This is a genomic window from Streptomyces sp. PTL18, from assembly GCF_059510295.1.
Map to the genome: position 1 here is coordinate 327,758 of NZ_JCAJZO010000001.1, position 15,609 is coordinate 343,366.

Here is a 15,609-nt window from a genome sequence, read left to right on the forward strand (position 1 = left end):
CGGGCGCCGATCCTGAGGACCGGCCCTGGTCGATGATGGTTTTTTGATGGGCTTCTGATCATTGATTGAGGGGACCGGGTTCACAAGACTGGCGGAGACGACGGCACGACGAAAGGACTCCGCGATGTCTCTCACCGCCACGGGCCCCGGGCTCTGGCTGCTGGATCCGGACCCGCCGGTCGACGGGCCGGCACCGCCGTCCCAGGCGGACACCGTGAGGCGGGCCGCGGCCGAGGGCTGGAGCCCGCAGCGACTGCGGCAGGAACTGCGAGCGGGCGCCGGGCGCCGCCGGGTCTGAGAGGGAATCGCATGGGACTGCTGGAGGACAAGGTCGTCCTGGTCAACGGGGGAAGCCAGGGTGTCGGCGCCGGGATCGTCCGGGCGGCCGTGCGCGAAGGGGCGCGCGTGGTCTTCACCGGACGCAGGGCCGACGTCGGCGAGGAGTTCGCGAAGGAGGCCGGGGCCGTCTTCGTACGGGCGGACCTCACGGATCCGGCGGCGGCGCGCGGCAGCGTGGAGCAGGCCGTGGAACTGTGCGGCAGGATCGACTGCCTGGTGAACGCGGCCGGGCTGACCTCGCGCGGTTCGCTGCTGGACACCACGCCGGATCTCTTCGACGCGCACGTCGCGATCAATCTGCGGGCGCCGTTCTTCGCGATGCAGGCGGCCGTGCGGAACATGGTGGACCGCGGGGCGCCCGGCACCATCGTCAACATCATCACCTCCTCGGCCCACGGCGGGCAGCCGTTCCTCGCCCCGTACGTCGCCGCCAAGGCCGGTCTGATGGGGCTCACCCGCAACGCGGCGCACGCGCACCGCTGGGACCGCGTCCGGGTCAACGGCCTGAACATCGGGTGGACGGACACCGAGGGCGAGGACGCGATCCAGCGCGCCTTCCACGGCGCCGATGACGACTGGCGCGAGAAGGCGGCCGAGGCGGTGCCGATGGGCAGGCTCGGACAGGTCGACGAGATCGCCGACTTCGTCGTCTTCCTGCTCTCCGACCGCAGCGGCGTGGTGACCGGTTCGATCATCGACTGGGACCAGAACGTCTTCGGCGGGCTCGACTGAACCTCGCCCGTCGGCTCCCCCCACATCACCTTCCTCATTGGAGCAACTTCCCATGCGTATCGGCATTCTCGGCCTCGGCCGGATCGGCGCCTTCCACGCCGCCACCCTCGCCGCACTGGACGCGGTGGACTCCCTGGTGGTCACCGATCCCGTGGCCGCGGCCGCCGCGTCGGCGGCGGAGCGCTTCGGGGCGAGGGCGGTCGACTCTCCTCAGGCGCTGTTCGCCGCAGGGGTGGACGGCGTCGTGATCGCCGCCGCCACGGACGCCCATCCGGAGCTGATCCTCGCCGCCGCCCGGGCGGGCGTCCCCGTCTTCTGCGAGAAGCCGGTGGCGAAATCCGTCGAGGAGAGTCTGGCCGTGCTGCGTGCGGTGCGGGACAGCGGCGTCGAGGTGCACATCGGGTACAACCGGCGCTTCGACGCGGGCTGTGTCGCCGCGCGCGAGGCGGTCCTCGCCGGTGCCCTCGGACCGCTGCACACCGTGCGCTCCACCACCCTGGACCCGGCGCCACCGCCGGAGGCCTACATCGCGGTCTCCGGGGGCATCTTCCGCGACTGCTCGGTGCACGACTTCGACATCGTACGCTGGGTGACCGGGCGGGAGGTCACCGAGGTCTACGCGGCCGGCGGCAACCGCGGTGCCGAGTACATCGCGGCCGCCGGCGATGTCGACACCGCCTCAGCGCTCCTCACCCTGGACGACGGCACCCTGGCGGTGATCTCCAACTCCCGGCACAACGCGCGCGGTTACGACGTGCGTCTGGAGCTGCACGGTATGAAGGACAGCATCGCCGTGGGCCTGGAGGACAAGCTGCCGCTGCGGTCCGTCGAACCGGGCGCCACCTTCCCGGCCGGTGCCCCGCACCACTTCTTCATGGACCGCTTCGCGAACGCCTACCGCGCCGAACTCGCCGCGTTCACCGAGGTGGTGGCGGGCACGAGGCCCTCACCGTGTACGGTGGCCGACGCCATCGAGGCGAGCTGGATCGCCGAGGCCTGCACGCTGTCGCTGGCCGAGCACCGACCGGTGCGGATGGACGAGGTGCGCCACGGCATGGACGGGGTGGAGTGAGGCATGGGCGAGCCGCTGCGGATCGGGCTGCTGGGAGCGGCCAGCGGGCACCTCGCTGAGGAAGTTCCGCAGTTCCGCCGCCGCAGGCCCCGGGGCTCCGAGGCGTCTCGATCCGCCACCCGTTCACCGTCCGCCGCGAACAGAGCGCGCTTACGACCGCATCACCAAACAGCCACACCGCATCGGGATCCGGGACGTCAGTGTGGAGGGCGCGCTTGCCCCCGAACGGGCAGTGCCGTGTTGCGCCGCAGGGCCGCCGGCGGGTGAGTGAGGTTGTGGGCGGCGACCTCGGCCTGGTCGATGGCGTTGCCCCAGTGTTCCAGCGCCTGTGGTTCGGCGTCGAAGTGCGGATGCCGCCAGCGGGCCACGTCACCCGCGACATACACGTGGGGAACGACGGCGCCGCCCGCGTCGAGGGCACGGCAGGCGGTGTCGCAGTCGACGCCGCCGGTGTCGGCGGCGAGCCCGCTGCCGGCCAGCCATTCGGTGTTGCGGAGCGAACCCGTGGCGACGACGGCGACATCGGCCTCGACGACATCTCCGTCGGACAGGTGAGCTCGCCGCAGCCGGCCCTCGGCGTCACCGTCGAGTGCGGTGACGGTCGTACGCACCCGCAGATCGATTCCGTGCGCCCGCTGCCGCGTTGCGATGGCCGCTCCAACGACGGCGCCGAGTGCGCTCGCCATCGGTGCGGGGCCGCGCTGGGTCACGGTCACCGGCAGGCCGAGGTCGTGGCAGCTGGAAGCCACCTCCGAGCCGGTGAAACCGCCGCCTATGACGAGCACCCGGCGCGGCCCGGCGGTGAGATCGGCCAGTAGCCGGTCGGCGTCGGCGCGGCCTCGCAGCAGGTGCACACCGCGCAGGTGGGCTTGGTCGGCGATCGGCCAGGGGCGAGCCCGCGTTCCCGTCGCGATGACCAGAGCGTCGAAACCGATGGCGCGGCCGTCGGCCAGGCGCACCTCGCGGGCGGTCGGGTTCAGCCCGGTCGCGGCGACGCCGAGCAGCCAGCGTGCGTGCAGTTCCTGTGTTCTGGGCAGCAGCAGTCGGTCGGTCCTGATCCACCCCGACAGCACCGTCTTGGACAGCGGGGGCCTGTCGTAGGGTTCGTACGGCTCGTCGCCGATCAATACCAGCTCGCCGGTGAACCCGCCCGCCCGCAGCGACTCCGCGGTGCGCAGGCCTGCGAGTGACGCGCCGACGATGACGATCCGTCCGTTCGGTACGGCCATCACCGCACCGCCCCGTCGGGGGCGTGGCGACCGGGCTCTGCCGCGGTGTGGGCCTCGGTCACCCGGCCCAGCGTGATGGCCTGGACCGGGCAGGCCCGCGCGGCCCGTTCCACGGCCCGGTCGGACTCCGCATCCGGCACGTGGTCGTACTCCAGTGACTCCACACCCCGGAACCGGAACACCTGCGGCGCCGCGTATACGCACTGGCCGTAGCTCTGGCAGCGGTTCAGGTCGACAAGGAAACTCGCATGATCGCCTTCTCATTTACCGTGCTGGTCGCTGTTGAGTTGGTCATGCCCGGGCCTGAGCTCGCATTGCGGCTTCCGTCTTCCTCGCCGAGACGATGGTCCACACGAACAGCAGGGTGTAGACAGCGACCATGAGCACCTGCGAGACGTTGGAGGCGACCCCGATCGGCAGCAGGTAGACGGCAGCGATGCGCAGGCCGGCGTCGACCAGCAGCGAGACCCCCCACACCAGCGAGACGCGGAACCACCGGGCCCGCATGGCGGTGGACTTCGCGGTGGACTGGAACTCCTCGTGCTGTGCGCCCCCAGCCGAACGGGCGAAGCGCAGGGCGGCGTAATAGGCGAGTGGGCGCTTGATGAGGCAGCTGATGACCAGGACCAGTCCGGCGGTGGTGGACATAGCCGCGTCCTTGGCCAGGATGAACCGGGGATCGCCGGTGGTGAAGCTCAAGGCGAGACCCGCACCGAACAGGGCGAGAAGGAACACCGCGAACGGATCGACCCTCCGCTGACGCACCGCCACCCAGCACACACGCAGGCCGGAGGCGACAGTGCCGGCCAGCAGCGCCCCGTAGTTGCTCGCCCCGAGCAGTTCGGCGACGAAGTACGCGATCACCGAAAGACCGATGTCGTAGAAGAGCATGGAGGCCATCCCGCGCGCGGTCGCGTTGAGGCGCCGTCCGCTGGATCGGTTGTCGGCGGTGGTCGGGGCGGACGAGATCTGCGGCATGTCGACTCCAAAATCTTCGAGTGGTGAGACCATTTCGAGTGCATTCCTGGCCGGGAAATGAATTCGCCGGCAACCGCGTGCGTTTCCCCCGCGATTGATGACGACAGTACGTTTCGCAGCCGTGAGCGTCATGCGGCGGACACCCTGGATCCGGGTGGAGAAGCCGCTCCACCCGGCGACCGCAAGGTACGGCCCTCGCTGCAGGACATCGCACCGGTGGCGGCTCTACTGTGCGGACGGCTCAATTTCACCGACGGGATTTCACCTTCGCTCTCACGTCTGGTGAGAGGAATGGATTCCTGAGGACGCGGAGGTCGACACGTGTATCCGCTGGAACCGCCTTGATCGCCGGCAACGGGCAGGGAGGTATGTGACGGTTGCCGACCCTACGGCGGGCAAGGCGCCGCGGCACTGGCCGGCTTGGCACGGACGCAACGCCGCAGCGGATCGACGGCGACGGTGCTGCTCGTGCTGTGCGGTGCGCAACTCGCTGGACATGACCATCGTCAACGTCGCGTCGCCGCGCTCTCCGCCCTCGCCACGGTCGGCGCCGGACACCCGGCCGACGCCGCCCCGGCCACCGCGCTCGCGGCAGCGGTCAGCGGATACCGGGGGGCGCTGTACGCCGCCGCCGCGCTCGTGCTGCTCGAGATCGGGATTGCGCCGGCGATGCCGAGGCTCGGTGGGCCGGTGTCCACCCGGGGTGGAGAGGGATCTCCACCCGGGGATACAGCGCTCGCCGCACGACATCGCCACAGGCCGACCGTAACTTTCTCGGCAACGCACACAACGCCGGGCGGAGGCAGTCGAAATGAGCGGTTCCGTAGAGATCGTGCTGATCGTGGCCGCAGTCGGCTACCTACTGGTCCGACGGCTGACCGGCGAGCCGGCACAGGCCAAACGGATGCTGGTCCTGCCCGCCGTCCTCACCGTGATCGGCCTGAACGACGCATCCGAACAGATCAAAACACCCCTGTCACTGACCTTCCTCGTCGCCACCGCCACGATCAGCATCCTCCTGGGCGCCCTACGCGGAGCAAGCGTACGCATCTCCCACCACGACGGCCTCGCCTTCATCCGCTACACCGGCACCACCCTCCTCTTGTGGATCCTCAACCTGGCCGCCAAACTCGGCGCCAGCCTTGCCCTGCACACCCACCTGCCCAAAAACACCGGCATAGCCGGCAACAGCCTGCTGTTCACCCTCGGCATCGGCATCCTTACCGAAGGACTCGTCATCCTCTACCGCGCCCTACGCAACAACCACCGCGTCATGTGGAGTCCCGGCCACAACGGCACCCCCCACCAGATGTCCCCCCTCCTCGACCACCTCCAGCACCACCTCACCCACCACACCCCCGCCCAGCAAAACACCCACACCGAACAACCCCACAACCACCACCGATGACGATCAAAGCTCCCGCGTCCAAACCACCACCAGCCGCCAGCCACCAGCTCCACCCGAACGATTCCAGGACGAGCAACTGATCCAGCCGTTCCTCGTGTTCGCCATGATCGCCGGAACCATCGCCCAATGGTCCAACAGCAGCATTCCGTTCCCCGCGATCGCGCTGCCGCTGTTCGTCCTCGCCTCGATCACAGCGGTGGGCGCGCTGCCATCGTGGACGCGCCTGAGCAACCGGCAGCAAGTCGTCGCGATGAGTGCGTACATGCTGCTCAGTTCGCTGCTGCTGCCTCTCGCGCACGAAACGACGGCGGCGGCGTTCTTCCCTTACGTCGCCGCCCGGGCGGCGGGTGTGAAGCTTGCCTCCCGCAAGACCGCGGTGAGCGTCGCGGTGGCTGGTGCGCTCGTGGCTGCCGGTGCGACCTGGCTCCTGGAACTGTTAGCGCCCAACGCGCCGCAGTGGCCCTGGTGGGTGACGCTGACCGTGGGTCTGCCCGTGTACATCGGCATATCCAATCGGGACCGACTCGACGCTCTGCGCAGCGCCCGGCGCGCGACCGAGGAGGCACAACGGGCCACGGAGTCAGAAGCTCGGGAGGCGGCGCTGATCGAACGCGGTCGCATTGCCCGCGAGGTCCATGATGTGCTCGGCCACTCGCTGTCCGGTATCGCGCTGCAGCTGGACATGGCCGACGCGCTGGGCGCCAGCGGACGTCAGGACGAGGCCACCGCTGCCATCCGCAGAGCCCGTGCACTCGCCGTGGACAGTATCAGTGAGACCCGGCGCGCCGTCCATGCGCTGCGCGAGGGCACCCTGCCCCTGACCGACACCCTGCGCCAACTCGCCGAACACAACGCCATCGAGTTCACGACCGCCGGCGAGGTCGGCGAAATCAGCGCTGAGGCGACACATGCGATGGTCCGGGCAGCACAGGAGGCGCTGACCAACGCGGCCAAGTATGCGTCCGGTGCGCAGCGCTGCATACACCTGGCCTTCGCCGAAGACCGCGTCGCCCTGACCGTGCGCAACGGGCCCGCGACCGAGGCAGCGCGCTCCGGTTTCGCCGGCGGTACCGGGGTCGGTCTCGTCGGCATGCGGGAACGCGCCGCTCTGCTTGGTGGAACCCTGCAAGCCGGGCCGACCCGCGAGGGCGGCTGGACGGTGGAACTGGAGCTGCCCCGATGACCGAGAGCAATACGATCACCCTTGTCGTCGTCGACGACCAAGCAACCGTCCGCGAGGCGCTCGCGGTCATGCTCGGCCTCGCCGAGGACGTGACCGTCGTGGCCACCGCGACCAACGGCGCGGAAGCCCTCGAGGCCGCCAAGCAACATCACCCGGACGTGATGCTCATGGACCTCAACATGCCGGTCATGGACGGAGTGGAGGCGACAGGACGGATCCACGCCACCGAACCGGACACCATCGTCCTCGTTCTGACCACCTTCGACGACGACAAGTCGATCCTCGCAGCCCTGCACGCCGGCGCGAGCGGCTACCTCACCAAGGACGCCGACCGCACCACGATCCTGCATGCCGTGCGCGCCGCCGCCCAGGGCCAGACTGTGCTCGCCCCCGCGGTGCAACGCCGCCTGCTCGCCCTCACGGCACGGCCCACCCCCGCCACGCCGCCCCAGGACGATGGCGTCAACCTGACCGCACGGGAACGCGAGATCCTCGCATTGATCGGCGAAGGGCTGCGCAATCCGGAGATCGCGGCAAAGCTGGTGATCAGCGAAGCCACGGTGAAGACACACATCAACAACATCTTCACCAAAGCCGGCTTCCACTCCCGCGCCGACGCCGTCCGCTACGCCCTACGCAACCAGAACTCCCCACAACCCCCTCAGTGAGGCTTTTCCAACCTGTCGCGACAGCTTGGTACTTGGGCTGACAGTGTGATGAATGCCCTGGTAGATGGGTTTTCGACCAAGAAGAACCATCTCCAGTGGAGGCTTCATCTGCTTGTCTACCCACCCCCACACGCACAGCGAAGACCGACGCCAGACAGCGTATCCAGGGCCGCTGAAACCGCGGGCCGTGGTATCGCGCCGCCCGGTTACAGAAGACCCGCCTCGGCATCGTGAAGTTGGAAAACGCTCAGTGCCAGCCATCCCGCTTCTGCGTCAACTAAAAAGCTTCGTCACAGGCCGTCACCTGCGCACGCGGGGCATGCCGAGGCCGATCCAGGAGATGATCTCGCGCTGGATCTCGTTGTTCCCGCCCCCGAAGGTGAAGATCACCGCCGAGCGGTAGCCGCGCTCCAGTTCGCCGTGGAGCGCGGCGCCCGCGGAACCCTCCTTCAGCGCCCCCGCTGCAGCCACGATCTCCATCAGCCAGGCGTACGCGTCACGGCGGGCCTCCGAGCCGTAGACCTTGACCGCGGAGGCGTCCTGCGGGGTGAGCGTGCCCTCCTCGACCGCGCTCACCATCCGCCAGTTCAGCAGCTTCATCGCGTCCAGCTTCGTGTGCGTCCGGGCCAGGCGGCGGCGCACCCAGGGCAGGTCGATCACCCGGCGGCCGTCGGTGAGCTCGGTCTCCATGGCCCAGCGCTGCACGTCGTGCAGTGCGCGCACGGCCATGGTGCCGTGGGCGGCGAGGGTGACGCGTTCGTGGTTGAGCTGGTTGGTGATCAGCCGCCAGCCGTGGTTCTCCTCGCCCACGCGTCGGGAGACGGGGACGCGGACGTTCTCGTAGTGGCTTGCGGTGGTGTCGTGCCCGGCGAGCGTGCGGATGAGGGTGCAGGAGTAGCCCGGGTCGCCGGTCGGTACGAGCAGCATGGTGATGCCCTTGTGCGGCCGGGCATCGGGGTCGGTTCGTACGGCGAGCCACACCCAGTCGGCGGTGTCGCCGTTGGTGGTCCAGATCTTCTGCCCGTTGACGACGTACGTGTCGCCGTCGCGGACCGCGCGGGTCTTCAGCGAGGCGAGGTCGGTCCCGGCGCCGGGCTCGCTGTAGCCGATCGCGAAGTCGACCTCCCCGGAGAGGATCCTCGGCAGGAAGTACTCCTTCTGCTCGTCCGTGCCGAACCGCATGAGCGTCGGACCGACCGTGTTGAGCGCCATCAGCGGCAGCGGCACCCCCGCCTGGGCCGCCTCGTCGAAGAAGACGAACTGCTCCATGGCGGTCATCCCGCGCCCGCCGTACTCCTTCGGCCAGCCGACGCCCAGCCAGCCGTCGGTGCCGAGGCGGCGGATGGTGTCGCGGTAGAACCGCTTCTGTGCCGCCGGGTCGGTGTGCCGGGCGTGGGCGCCGTCGGGCACCAGTCGCGCGAAGTACCCGCGCAGCTCGTCGCGCAGCCGCTGCTGCTCGGGCGTGTAGTCCAGATCCACGGCGCCTCCAGGCTCCCCAGGGCCGGTCGGTCCTGACGGCGCACACCGTAGAACGTGTTCCAGAAATTGGGAATGCCGAGGAAAGGGGAACGCCCAGCGGGCGCCCGGCCCGATCGGATCCGGTGTGCGGATCCGTCAGCCCAGCGTCTCGAGGAAGTCGGAACAGGCCCGGGCGGCCGCGCGGCAGGTCCGCGCCGCCTCCTCGCCACCCGGGTCCGCGTCGAAGACGTGCGCGGTGTCCAGGCAGACGGACCGGCACCAGGTCACCTGACCGCGGATGTCGCCCTCGTGCTGGTCGCCGTACGCGGACAGCACGCGGCAGGTCGCGTCGCAGACCTCCGCGCACATGATGCCCTTGCGCCGCAGACGTTCCTGTACCTGGGTGCCGCCCGGTTCGGCGAGACTCGCGCGCAGCGCGCAGGCCCGCGCGCACTCCGTGCACGCCTGTGCGCACGCGAAGCGATCTTCCAGGAACCGGACGGGATCCTGTTGCGAAGTCGTGTGCGAAGTCGTGGCTGTCACACCGCGCGGGTAGCCGATGGCGACCTCGTCAAACCGGCCTTCGCGGGAGCTCTGCCCGTTTTTCCGGCGGACCCCGGGGCACTCGGGGGGCACCGACGGAGCGACGGGACGAGGAGGTGGATCCATGCCCGGACGACAGGAACTGCCGTCGACGCTGGAGCGCTCCTCCCAGGACGCGCAGCGCACCTGGATCAAGGCGCACGACTCGGCGGTCGAGCAGTACGGCGAGGGCGAGCGGGCGCACCGGGTGGCGTACGGTGCGCTCAAGCACACCTTCGAGAAGGTCGGCGACCACTGGGAGCGCAAGGAGGGCGGCCGCAAGGGCCCCTCCGACCCCCGGTCGGCGCGGCCCCGGCAGCAGGGCGGACGCAGCGGCGAGGGCGTCGACGAGAACGCCTCGAAGGAGCACCTGTACCACGTCGCGCAGCGCCTGGGCATCGACGGGCGGTCCCGGATGTCGAAGGCCGAGCTGCTGGACGCGATCCGCAAGCAGAACCGCTCGCGTACCCGGGCCGCACGGTCGCGGTGAGCCCCTCCCATGTCGTTCCCGCGTAGGGCCGCCGCCCACAGGGAGTCGCCCGGAGGGAAGTGAGGATCCGTGGCTGAGTCCGGCCGCGGTACTGCCGCTGCCCGACGACGAACTGCCGCTCGGCAGCCCGGAGAGCCGCATCCGCGCGCTGGACGCGTACGAGGTGGAACAGCTCATCGCCCGTGAGCGTGACCACGCCGGCCGTGTCCCGGTGACCGAGCTGCTCACGGCCCGGCCGGAGCAGTTGCGCGCCGGCGCGGAGCCGACGTCCGGTGACACCGGGGGCCCGGGACCCGGAGCGAGCCGGAGCCGTGGGGGCTCGCCGGTGTCCCCGGCCACTCCGCAGCCCATGAGGCCGCCGCCGCACGGGACGCCCGACCAGCCGGGCAGGCCGAACGGCGACCGCACCTGACCGGCGTCGGCCGGCTCAGTCGGCCGGCTTCGGCGCCGTGTGCGAGGCGATCAGGTCGGGCGTGAGGTAGGCGTCGGTCCGCTCGAAGTCCTTGAGCGTGGCCGGACGCCCGGCCTGGAAGCCGGTCCGGACGAAGTCGTAGCCCGCCATCGCGTTCAGGGTCCAGTTCGTCAGGGTGCGCAGGCGGGCCGGTAGCGTGCGCAGGGCGCCCACATGGTAGCCGCGCGCGACGACCTGGGCGGGCAGGCCGGTCAGTTCCACGCCGAGCGGTTTCGACACGGCCTGGACACCCCCGAGGTCGACGACGAGCCCCAGGTCCCGATGCCGGTAGGGGCTGGGCGGTGCGCCGCGCAGCGCCGCCGCGACGTTCTTCGCGGCCCTCCAGCCCTGCCGCATGGCGTGCTGGGCCGTCGGCGGGCAGATGGCGTCGGGGCCCTTGGCGAGGTCGGGCACCGCCGCGGCGTCACCGAGGGCGAAGACGCCGTCCAGGCCCGGCACGGCCAGGTCGTCGCGGACGACCAGCCGGCCGCGGTCGGTCTCGGCGTCCAGCGTGGCGATCAGCGGGCTGGGCGCCACCCCGGCGGTCCAGATCAGGGTGTGGCAGCGCAGCTTGCGGCCGTCGGTGAGGGTGACGGTGTCCGCCGTTGCCTCGGCGACCGAGACACCGAGCGAGACGTGCAGGCCGCGCCGCTCGAGGATGGCGAGGGCCTTCGCGCCGAGCCGTTCGCCGAGTTCCGGCATGAGCGTGGGTGCGATGTCGACAAGGTGCCATTTCACCATGGCCGGGTCCAGGCCCGGGTAGCGCTTCACGGCGGCGGTGGTGAGGTGGTGCAGATAAGCGGCCGTCTCGGTGCCCGCGTAGCCGCCGCCGACGACCACGAACTGCAGCCGGGTTTCGCGCTCGACCGGGTCGGAACTGGCCGCGGCCAGGTCGAGCTGGGAGATGACGTGGTCGCGCACCCAGGCCGCCTCCGCCAGCGTCTTCATGCCCACCGCGTGCCGGTCCACGCCGGGGATGTCGAACTGCCGGGTCACGCTGCCGGGCGTCAGCACCAGGTAGTCGTAGTGCTCGACGGCCGTCTCGCCGTTGATCTTGTGCACGACCAGGGCCTTGGCGGAGGGGTCGACGCCGATGGCCTGGCCGGGCACCAGGAGCGTGCGGTGCAGCAGCCGGCGCAGCGGGACCGCCACCGACTGCGGGGTCAGGATGCCCGACGCGACGTGCGGCAGCAGAGGCAGATAGAGCTGGTGGCTGTAGGGGGCGACGAGCCGGATTGCGGCCTCGGCGGGTTTGAGGATCCGCTCCAGTCGGCGCGCGGTCTCCATCCCGGCGAATCCGCCGCCGATGATCACGATGCGGGGCACGGCCATGAGGATTCCCTCCCAGCGGGAGATTGCGACCCCTGCCACGCTAGGGAACTCTGCCCACATCCGCACCCCTGCGACCACCGCCCCTTCCGGGCGGTCCGGCGCCGACTCCACCTGGCAGCAGTCCGGCATGGTCGCCCACTTCACCAAATCCTTCGGCAAGTGGGCCCTGGCCCCCTGGCTGGCCGCTTCGACCTGACGGGGCTCGTGCTGACCGGCGCGAGCGGGGACCGTTTCGCAGGGATCGTCCTGACGCAGCTGGACCGCATGACCGGAGGAAGGCACCGGGTTCCAGCACGGGGTGCGGGTGGCGCGCGGACCGTCACCGGTCCGTACGAGCTGGACGACGCGCCCCTGCTGGTTCCTGCGGGCGGGGACGCGCACACCGGTCGGTTCGCCGCTCGACTTGAGCCGGCTGTCCGACGACCACGGCTCCCGGCTGCGGTTCACGGGCGCGTTCGCGGGCATCCGCGCCCGTGACCTGGTCGACGCGGCGTTCACCGCCGACTTCACCGGCTTCCGCCTCACCTGCACGCCCCGGGTGGCGGAGCCGGGCGGAGCGGAGCTGACACCCCATCACCGGTGAGGCTGCCCCCGCGCAACGGACGGTGTCCCGTCGGCCATGGCTCGGCCGACGGGACACCGTTCGCTCAGGCGGCAGGGGTCAGTGCGTGGGCACGTCCACGACCACGACCTCGTCGATGCTGCGCTGGATCTCCTCCGGGCGCGGGGCGACGGCGCGGGCCCAGAAGTAGATGACCAGGGAGAAGGCGGCGACGACCAGGATGTCCCACCACAGCGGGAGGTTGCCCTGGCCGCCGAAGGTGCCCTGCCAGGAGATCAGGCCCAGGCCCAGCAGGTAGACGGGCAGCCACTGGGCGGCCTTGAAGTCCATCCGGGGCGCGTCGGGCAGACCCTTGTTGTTGGCGTAGAGGGCGTAGCCGCCGAGCAGCACGTAGCCCAGGACGATCGCCACGCCGAGCCGCCACAGGATGTCCCAGCCGGACCAGAAGATGATCAGGTTGGCCACCACGAAGGACAGCGGGGCGATCACCTTGCCGCCGGGCAGGCGGTAGGGGCGCTCGCGGTCCGGCAGCTTGTCGATGAAGACGCCGTAGGCCAGCGGGGCGCCCGCGTACATCAGGACGCTCGCGGAGGTGATGAAGCCGACCAGCTTCTGCCAGCTCGGGAAGGGCAGGAAGCAGATGATTCCGGTGAGGAAGGAGAGGAGCAGGCCGACCCACGGCACGCCGCGGGCGTCGACCTTCTCGAACAGCTTCGGCGCGTAGCCGTTCTTGGAGAGACCGAAGGAGACGCGGGAGGTGGCGGTGGTGTAGATGAGGCCGGTGCCGGCCGGGGAGATCACCGCGTCGACGTACAGCACGACGGCCAGCCAGCCGAGACCGACCAGCGTGGCGACGCCCGCCCACGGACCCTCGATGCCCTTGAAGGCGAGCTTGGCCCAGCCGTGCGCGAAGGAGCTGTGCGGCAGCGCGGCGATGAACACGACCTGGAGCAGGACGTAGATGATCGCGCCGATCGCGACGGAGCCGAGGGTCGCACGGGGCAGGTCGCGCTTGGGGTCGCGGCTCTCACCGGCGAGCTGGATCGCCTGCTCGAAGCCCAGCAGGGCGAAGATGATGCCGCTGGTGCTGATGGCGCCCAGTACACCCTTGGCGCCCATCGGGGCGAAGCCCTCCGAGGTGAAGTTGCCCGGGTGGAAGTTGCCGATCGCGACGATGAAGATCGCGGCCAGGGGGACGGCGATCTTCCACCAGGTGGCCGCGCTGTTGGTGTGCGCGAGGACCTTGACGCCGAGGAAGTTGACGGCGACGAAGACCGCCATCAGGAGGATGGCGACGACGAGACCGCTGGCCGTCAGGGTGCCGTCGGAGGCGTGCTGGAGGCCCTGCGCGAAGTGCCAGTGTCCGAGGTAGCCGATCATGGCCTCGACCTCGATGGGGGCCACGGTCGCCGCCTGCAGCCAGGAGAACCAGCCGAAGGACATGCCGGCCAGGCCGCCGAAGGCGTAGTGCGGATAGCGTGCCGTGCCGCCCGCCACCGGGAACATGCCGCCGAGTTCGGCGTGCACGAGGGCGAGGAGGACGATGGCGACAGCGCCGACCACCCACGAGATGGTCGCCGCAGGGCCGGCCGTCATGACGGCGTTCTTGGCGCCGTAGAGCCAGCCGGAGCCGATGATGGACCCCACCGAGGCCCACATCAGTCCGATCAGGCCGACGTCCCGCCGCAGACCGGTCCGGTCGCGGGTGGCGTCGGGGGCTGCATGGTCCAGGTTCACCATGTCAAGGGGCCTCTCACTATCTGAACAGGGAATTAACGCGCAATTGGCGGCTCAGGCTAGGAAGAGAGACCCGTTCGACAGAAGGTCGTCACCTTAAATTTGACCCTTCCAGGGGGATTTCTTTTACTCGAGCTTTGCGCAGGTCAGCGAGGCTTCCGGAATGTCCGTATTCAGTCTTCGAATGCGAGAAGAAAGTAAGACAGGTCACACTTGCCGAGATATTCGACCTCGTTGAGCGTCATGCCCATGGCAAGCAGTGCGTCGCAGCCCCGGCTCGGTGGGACGCGCTCAAGAACGTCCGCCCACGTGACCACCGCCTTCCGAACGTCGATACTGCCGACAGCGAGTGGACGCAGGAGGGCTCCGATGAAGATGTTGATCAATGTCCCGGAGACGGTGGTGGCCGACGCGCTGCGGGGCATGGCGGCCGCGCACCCCGAGCTGACCGTCGACGTGGAGAACCGGGTGATCGTGCGGCGTGATGCCCCGGTCGCCGGAAAGGTCGCGCTCGTCTCCGGCGGCGGTTCGGGCCACGAACCGCTGCACGGCGGCTTCGTGGGCCCCGGCATGCTGTCGGCGGCCTGCCCCGGCGAGGTGTTCACCTCCCCGGTGCCCGACCAGATGGTCCGTGCCGCGGCGGCCGTGGACAGCGGCGCCGGAGTGCTGTTCGTCGTCAAGAACTACACGGGTGACGTGCTGAACTTCGACATGGCGGCCGAACTCGCCGAGGACGAGGGCATCCAGGTCGCGAAGGTCCTGGTCAACGATGACGTCGCCGTCACCGACAGCCTGTACACGGCGGGCCGGCGCGGCACCGGCGCAACCCTGTTCGTGGAGAAGATCGCGGGGGCGGCGGCCGACCAGGGGCAGCCGCTGGAGCGGGTGCAGTCCATCGCCCGGCAGGTCAACGAGAACTCGCGCAGCTTCGGTGTCGCCCTCAGTGCCTGCACCACACCCGCCAAGGGCACGCCCACCTTCGACCTGCCACCGGGCGAGCTGGAGTTGGGCATCGGCATCCACGGCGAGCCGGGGCGCGAGCGGCGCCCGATGATGACCGCGGGGGAGATCGCCGACTTCTCGGTGAACGCCGTCCTGGACGACCTCCAGCCGCGCAACCCGGTACTGGTCCTGGTCAACGGCATGGGCGCCACCCCGCTGCTGGAGCTGTACGGCTACCACGCGGAGGTGCAACGGGTGCTGTCCGAGCGTGGCGTGGCGGTGGCCCGCACTCTGGTCGGCAACTATGTGACCTCCCTCGACATGGCGGGTGCCTCGGTCACCCTGTGCCAGGTCGACGAGGAGCTGCTGCGGCTGTGGGACGCTCCGGTGAGCACACCGGCGCTGCGCTGGGGCCGGTGAGCGGCCTGTCCGCCGGACCGGTCGTG

At 70.0% G+C, this 15,609-nt stretch carries 18 protein-coding genes and 1 pseudogene; 11 read left to right on the forward strand and 8 right to left on the reverse strand.

The window, feature by feature from the left end:
* Positions 1 to 160: 160 nt before the first annotated feature.
* From AC5WS8_RS01510 to AC5WS8_RS01520, 3 genes and pseudogenes are all read left to right on the forward strand, one after another.
* Positions 161 to 298 (forward strand): annotated as a pseudogene (locus AC5WS8_RS01510) (phytanoyl-CoA dioxygenase family protein); the annotation flags it as partial.
* An 11-nt stretch (positions 299 to 309) separates the two neighbouring features.
* On the forward strand, positions 310 to 1,071 hold the full coding sequence (locus AC5WS8_RS01515; protein WP_496101400.1) for an SDR family oxidoreductase: 762 nt from the start codon (positions 310 to 312) through the stop codon (positions 1,069 to 1,071).
* A gap of 52 nt (positions 1,072 to 1,123) precedes the next feature.
* Complete coding sequence (locus tag AC5WS8_RS01520; protein ID WP_496101401.1) at positions 1,124 to 2,143, forward strand: Gfo/Idh/MocA family protein; 1,020 nt, start codon at positions 1,124 to 1,126, stop codon at positions 2,141 to 2,143.
* A 197-nt stretch (positions 2,144 to 2,340) separates the two neighbouring features.
* Here the strand turns inward: AC5WS8_RS01520 and AC5WS8_RS01525 are convergent, their stop codons facing one another.
* The 3 genes from AC5WS8_RS01525 to AC5WS8_RS01535 all read right to left on the reverse strand — a co-directional run bounded on the left by AC5WS8_RS01525 (position 2,341) and on the right by AC5WS8_RS01535 (position 4,350).
* On the reverse strand, positions 2,341 to 3,372 hold the full coding sequence (locus tag AC5WS8_RS01525; protein WP_496101402.1) for an NAD(P)/FAD-dependent oxidoreductase: 1,032 nt from the start codon (positions 3,370 to 3,372) through the stop codon (positions 2,341 to 2,343).
* Positions 3,372 to 3,602, reverse strand: coding sequence for a ferredoxin (locus tag AC5WS8_RS01530; protein WP_496101915.1), 231 nt, complete (start codon positions 3,600 to 3,602; stop codon positions 3,372 to 3,374). Before AC5WS8_RS01530 ends, AC5WS8_RS01525 begins: the two co-directional genes overlap by 1 nt.
* A 61-nt stretch (positions 3,603 to 3,663) precedes the next feature.
* Positions 3,664 to 4,350, reverse strand: a complete 687-nt coding sequence (locus AC5WS8_RS01535) for a VC0807 family protein (protein ID WP_496101403.1) — start codon at positions 4,348 to 4,350, stop codon at positions 3,664 to 3,666.
* An 811-nt stretch (positions 4,351 to 5,161) separates the two neighbouring features.
* On the opposite strand from AC5WS8_RS01535, the gene AC5WS8_RS01540 reads away from it, so the two are divergent.
* The 3 genes from AC5WS8_RS01540 (at position 5,162) to AC5WS8_RS01550 (ending at position 7,609) form a co-directional block, all read left to right on the forward strand.
* The gene (locus AC5WS8_RS01540; protein WP_496101404.1) at positions 5,162 to 5,758 is read left to right on the forward strand and encodes a hypothetical protein; all 597 of its coding nucleotides are present in this window, start codon (positions 5,162 to 5,164) and stop codon (positions 5,756 to 5,758) included.
* A 103-nt stretch (positions 5,759 to 5,861) separates the two neighbouring features.
* The gene (locus AC5WS8_RS01545) at positions 5,862 to 6,941 is read left to right on the forward strand and encodes a sensor histidine kinase (protein WP_496101916.1); all 1,080 of its coding nucleotides are present in this window, start codon (positions 5,862 to 5,864) and stop codon (positions 6,939 to 6,941) included.
* A complete protein-coding gene (locus AC5WS8_RS01550; protein ID WP_496101405.1) occupies positions 6,938 to 7,609 on the forward strand; it encodes a response regulator in 672 nt (223 codons plus the stop codon). Before AC5WS8_RS01545 ends, AC5WS8_RS01550 begins: the two co-directional genes overlap by 4 nt.
* 300 nt (positions 7,610 to 7,909) lie before the next feature.
* On the opposite strand, the gene AC5WS8_RS01555 is transcribed toward AC5WS8_RS01550, so the two are convergent.
* Both AC5WS8_RS01555 and AC5WS8_RS01560 read right to left on the reverse strand, forming a co-directional pair.
* Positions 7,910 to 9,088, reverse strand: coding sequence for an acyl-CoA dehydrogenase family protein (locus tag AC5WS8_RS01555; protein ID WP_496101406.1), 1,179 nt, complete (start codon positions 9,086 to 9,088; stop codon positions 7,910 to 7,912).
* Positions 9,089 to 9,223: 135 nt separating this feature from the next.
* Positions 9,224 to 9,610, reverse strand: coding sequence for a four-helix bundle copper-binding protein (locus AC5WS8_RS01560; RefSeq protein ID WP_496101407.1), 387 nt, complete (start codon positions 9,608 to 9,610; stop codon positions 9,224 to 9,226).
* A 124-nt stretch (positions 9,611 to 9,734) separates the two neighbouring features.
* Here AC5WS8_RS01560 and AC5WS8_RS01565 point away from each other — a divergent pair, with 124 nt between their 5' ends.
* Together AC5WS8_RS01565 and AC5WS8_RS01570 are read left to right on the forward strand one after the other, a co-directional pair.
* Positions 9,735 to 10,139 (forward strand): ChaB family protein, encoded by a 405-nt coding sequence (locus tag AC5WS8_RS01565; protein WP_496101408.1) that lies wholly within the window; start codon positions 9,735 to 9,737, stop codon positions 10,137 to 10,139.
* Positions 10,140 to 10,230: 91 nt separating this feature from the next.
* The gene (locus AC5WS8_RS01570; RefSeq protein WP_496101917.1) at positions 10,231 to 10,551 is read left to right on the forward strand and encodes a DUF8129 domain-containing protein; all 321 of its coding nucleotides are present in this window, start codon (positions 10,231 to 10,233) and stop codon (positions 10,549 to 10,551) included.
* A gap of 15 nt (positions 10,552 to 10,566) precedes the next feature.
* Here the strand turns inward: AC5WS8_RS01570 and AC5WS8_RS01575 are convergent, their stop codons facing one another.
* Positions 10,567 to 11,922 carry an NAD(P)/FAD-dependent oxidoreductase gene (locus AC5WS8_RS01575; RefSeq protein WP_496101409.1) on the reverse strand — a complete coding sequence of 452 codons (1,356 nt, stop codon included), beginning with the start codon at positions 11,920 to 11,922 and terminating at the stop codon, positions 10,567 to 10,569.
* On the opposite strand from AC5WS8_RS01575, the gene AC5WS8_RS01580 reads away from it, so the two are divergent.
* Together AC5WS8_RS01580 and AC5WS8_RS01585 are read left to right on the forward strand one after the other, a co-directional pair.
* A complete protein-coding gene (locus AC5WS8_RS01580; RefSeq protein ID WP_496101410.1) occupies positions 11,921 to 12,118 on the forward strand; it encodes a hypothetical protein in 198 nt (65 codons plus the stop codon). The two genes, AC5WS8_RS01575 and AC5WS8_RS01580, sit on opposite strands and share 2 nt — an antisense overlap.
* A 108-nt stretch (positions 12,119 to 12,226) precedes the next feature.
* On the forward strand, positions 12,227 to 12,505 hold the full coding sequence (locus AC5WS8_RS01585) for a beta-xylosidase family glycoside hydrolase (RefSeq protein ID WP_496101411.1): 279 nt from the start codon (positions 12,227 to 12,229) through the stop codon (positions 12,503 to 12,505).
* A 78-nt stretch (positions 12,506 to 12,583) separates the two neighbouring features.
* Here AC5WS8_RS01585 and AC5WS8_RS01590 read toward each other — a convergent pair whose 3' ends face one another.
* Complete coding sequence (locus AC5WS8_RS01590) at positions 12,584 to 14,224, reverse strand: APC family permease (RefSeq protein ID WP_496101412.1); 1,641 nt, start codon at positions 14,222 to 14,224, stop codon at positions 12,584 to 12,586.
* 170 nt (positions 14,225 to 14,394) lie between these two features.
* Positions 14,395 to 14,607 (reverse strand): hypothetical protein, encoded by a 213-nt coding sequence (locus AC5WS8_RS01595; RefSeq protein ID WP_496101413.1) that lies wholly within the window; start codon positions 14,605 to 14,607, stop codon positions 14,395 to 14,397.
* On the opposite strand from AC5WS8_RS01595, the gene dhaK reads away from it, so the two are divergent.
* Complete coding sequence (gene dhaK / locus AC5WS8_RS01600) at positions 14,591 to 15,583, forward strand: dihydroxyacetone kinase subunit DhaK (protein WP_496101414.1); 993 nt, start codon at positions 14,591 to 14,593, stop codon at positions 15,581 to 15,583. The genes AC5WS8_RS01595 and dhaK overlap by 17 nt on opposite strands.
* Positions 15,584 to 15,609 lie beyond the last annotated feature (26 nt).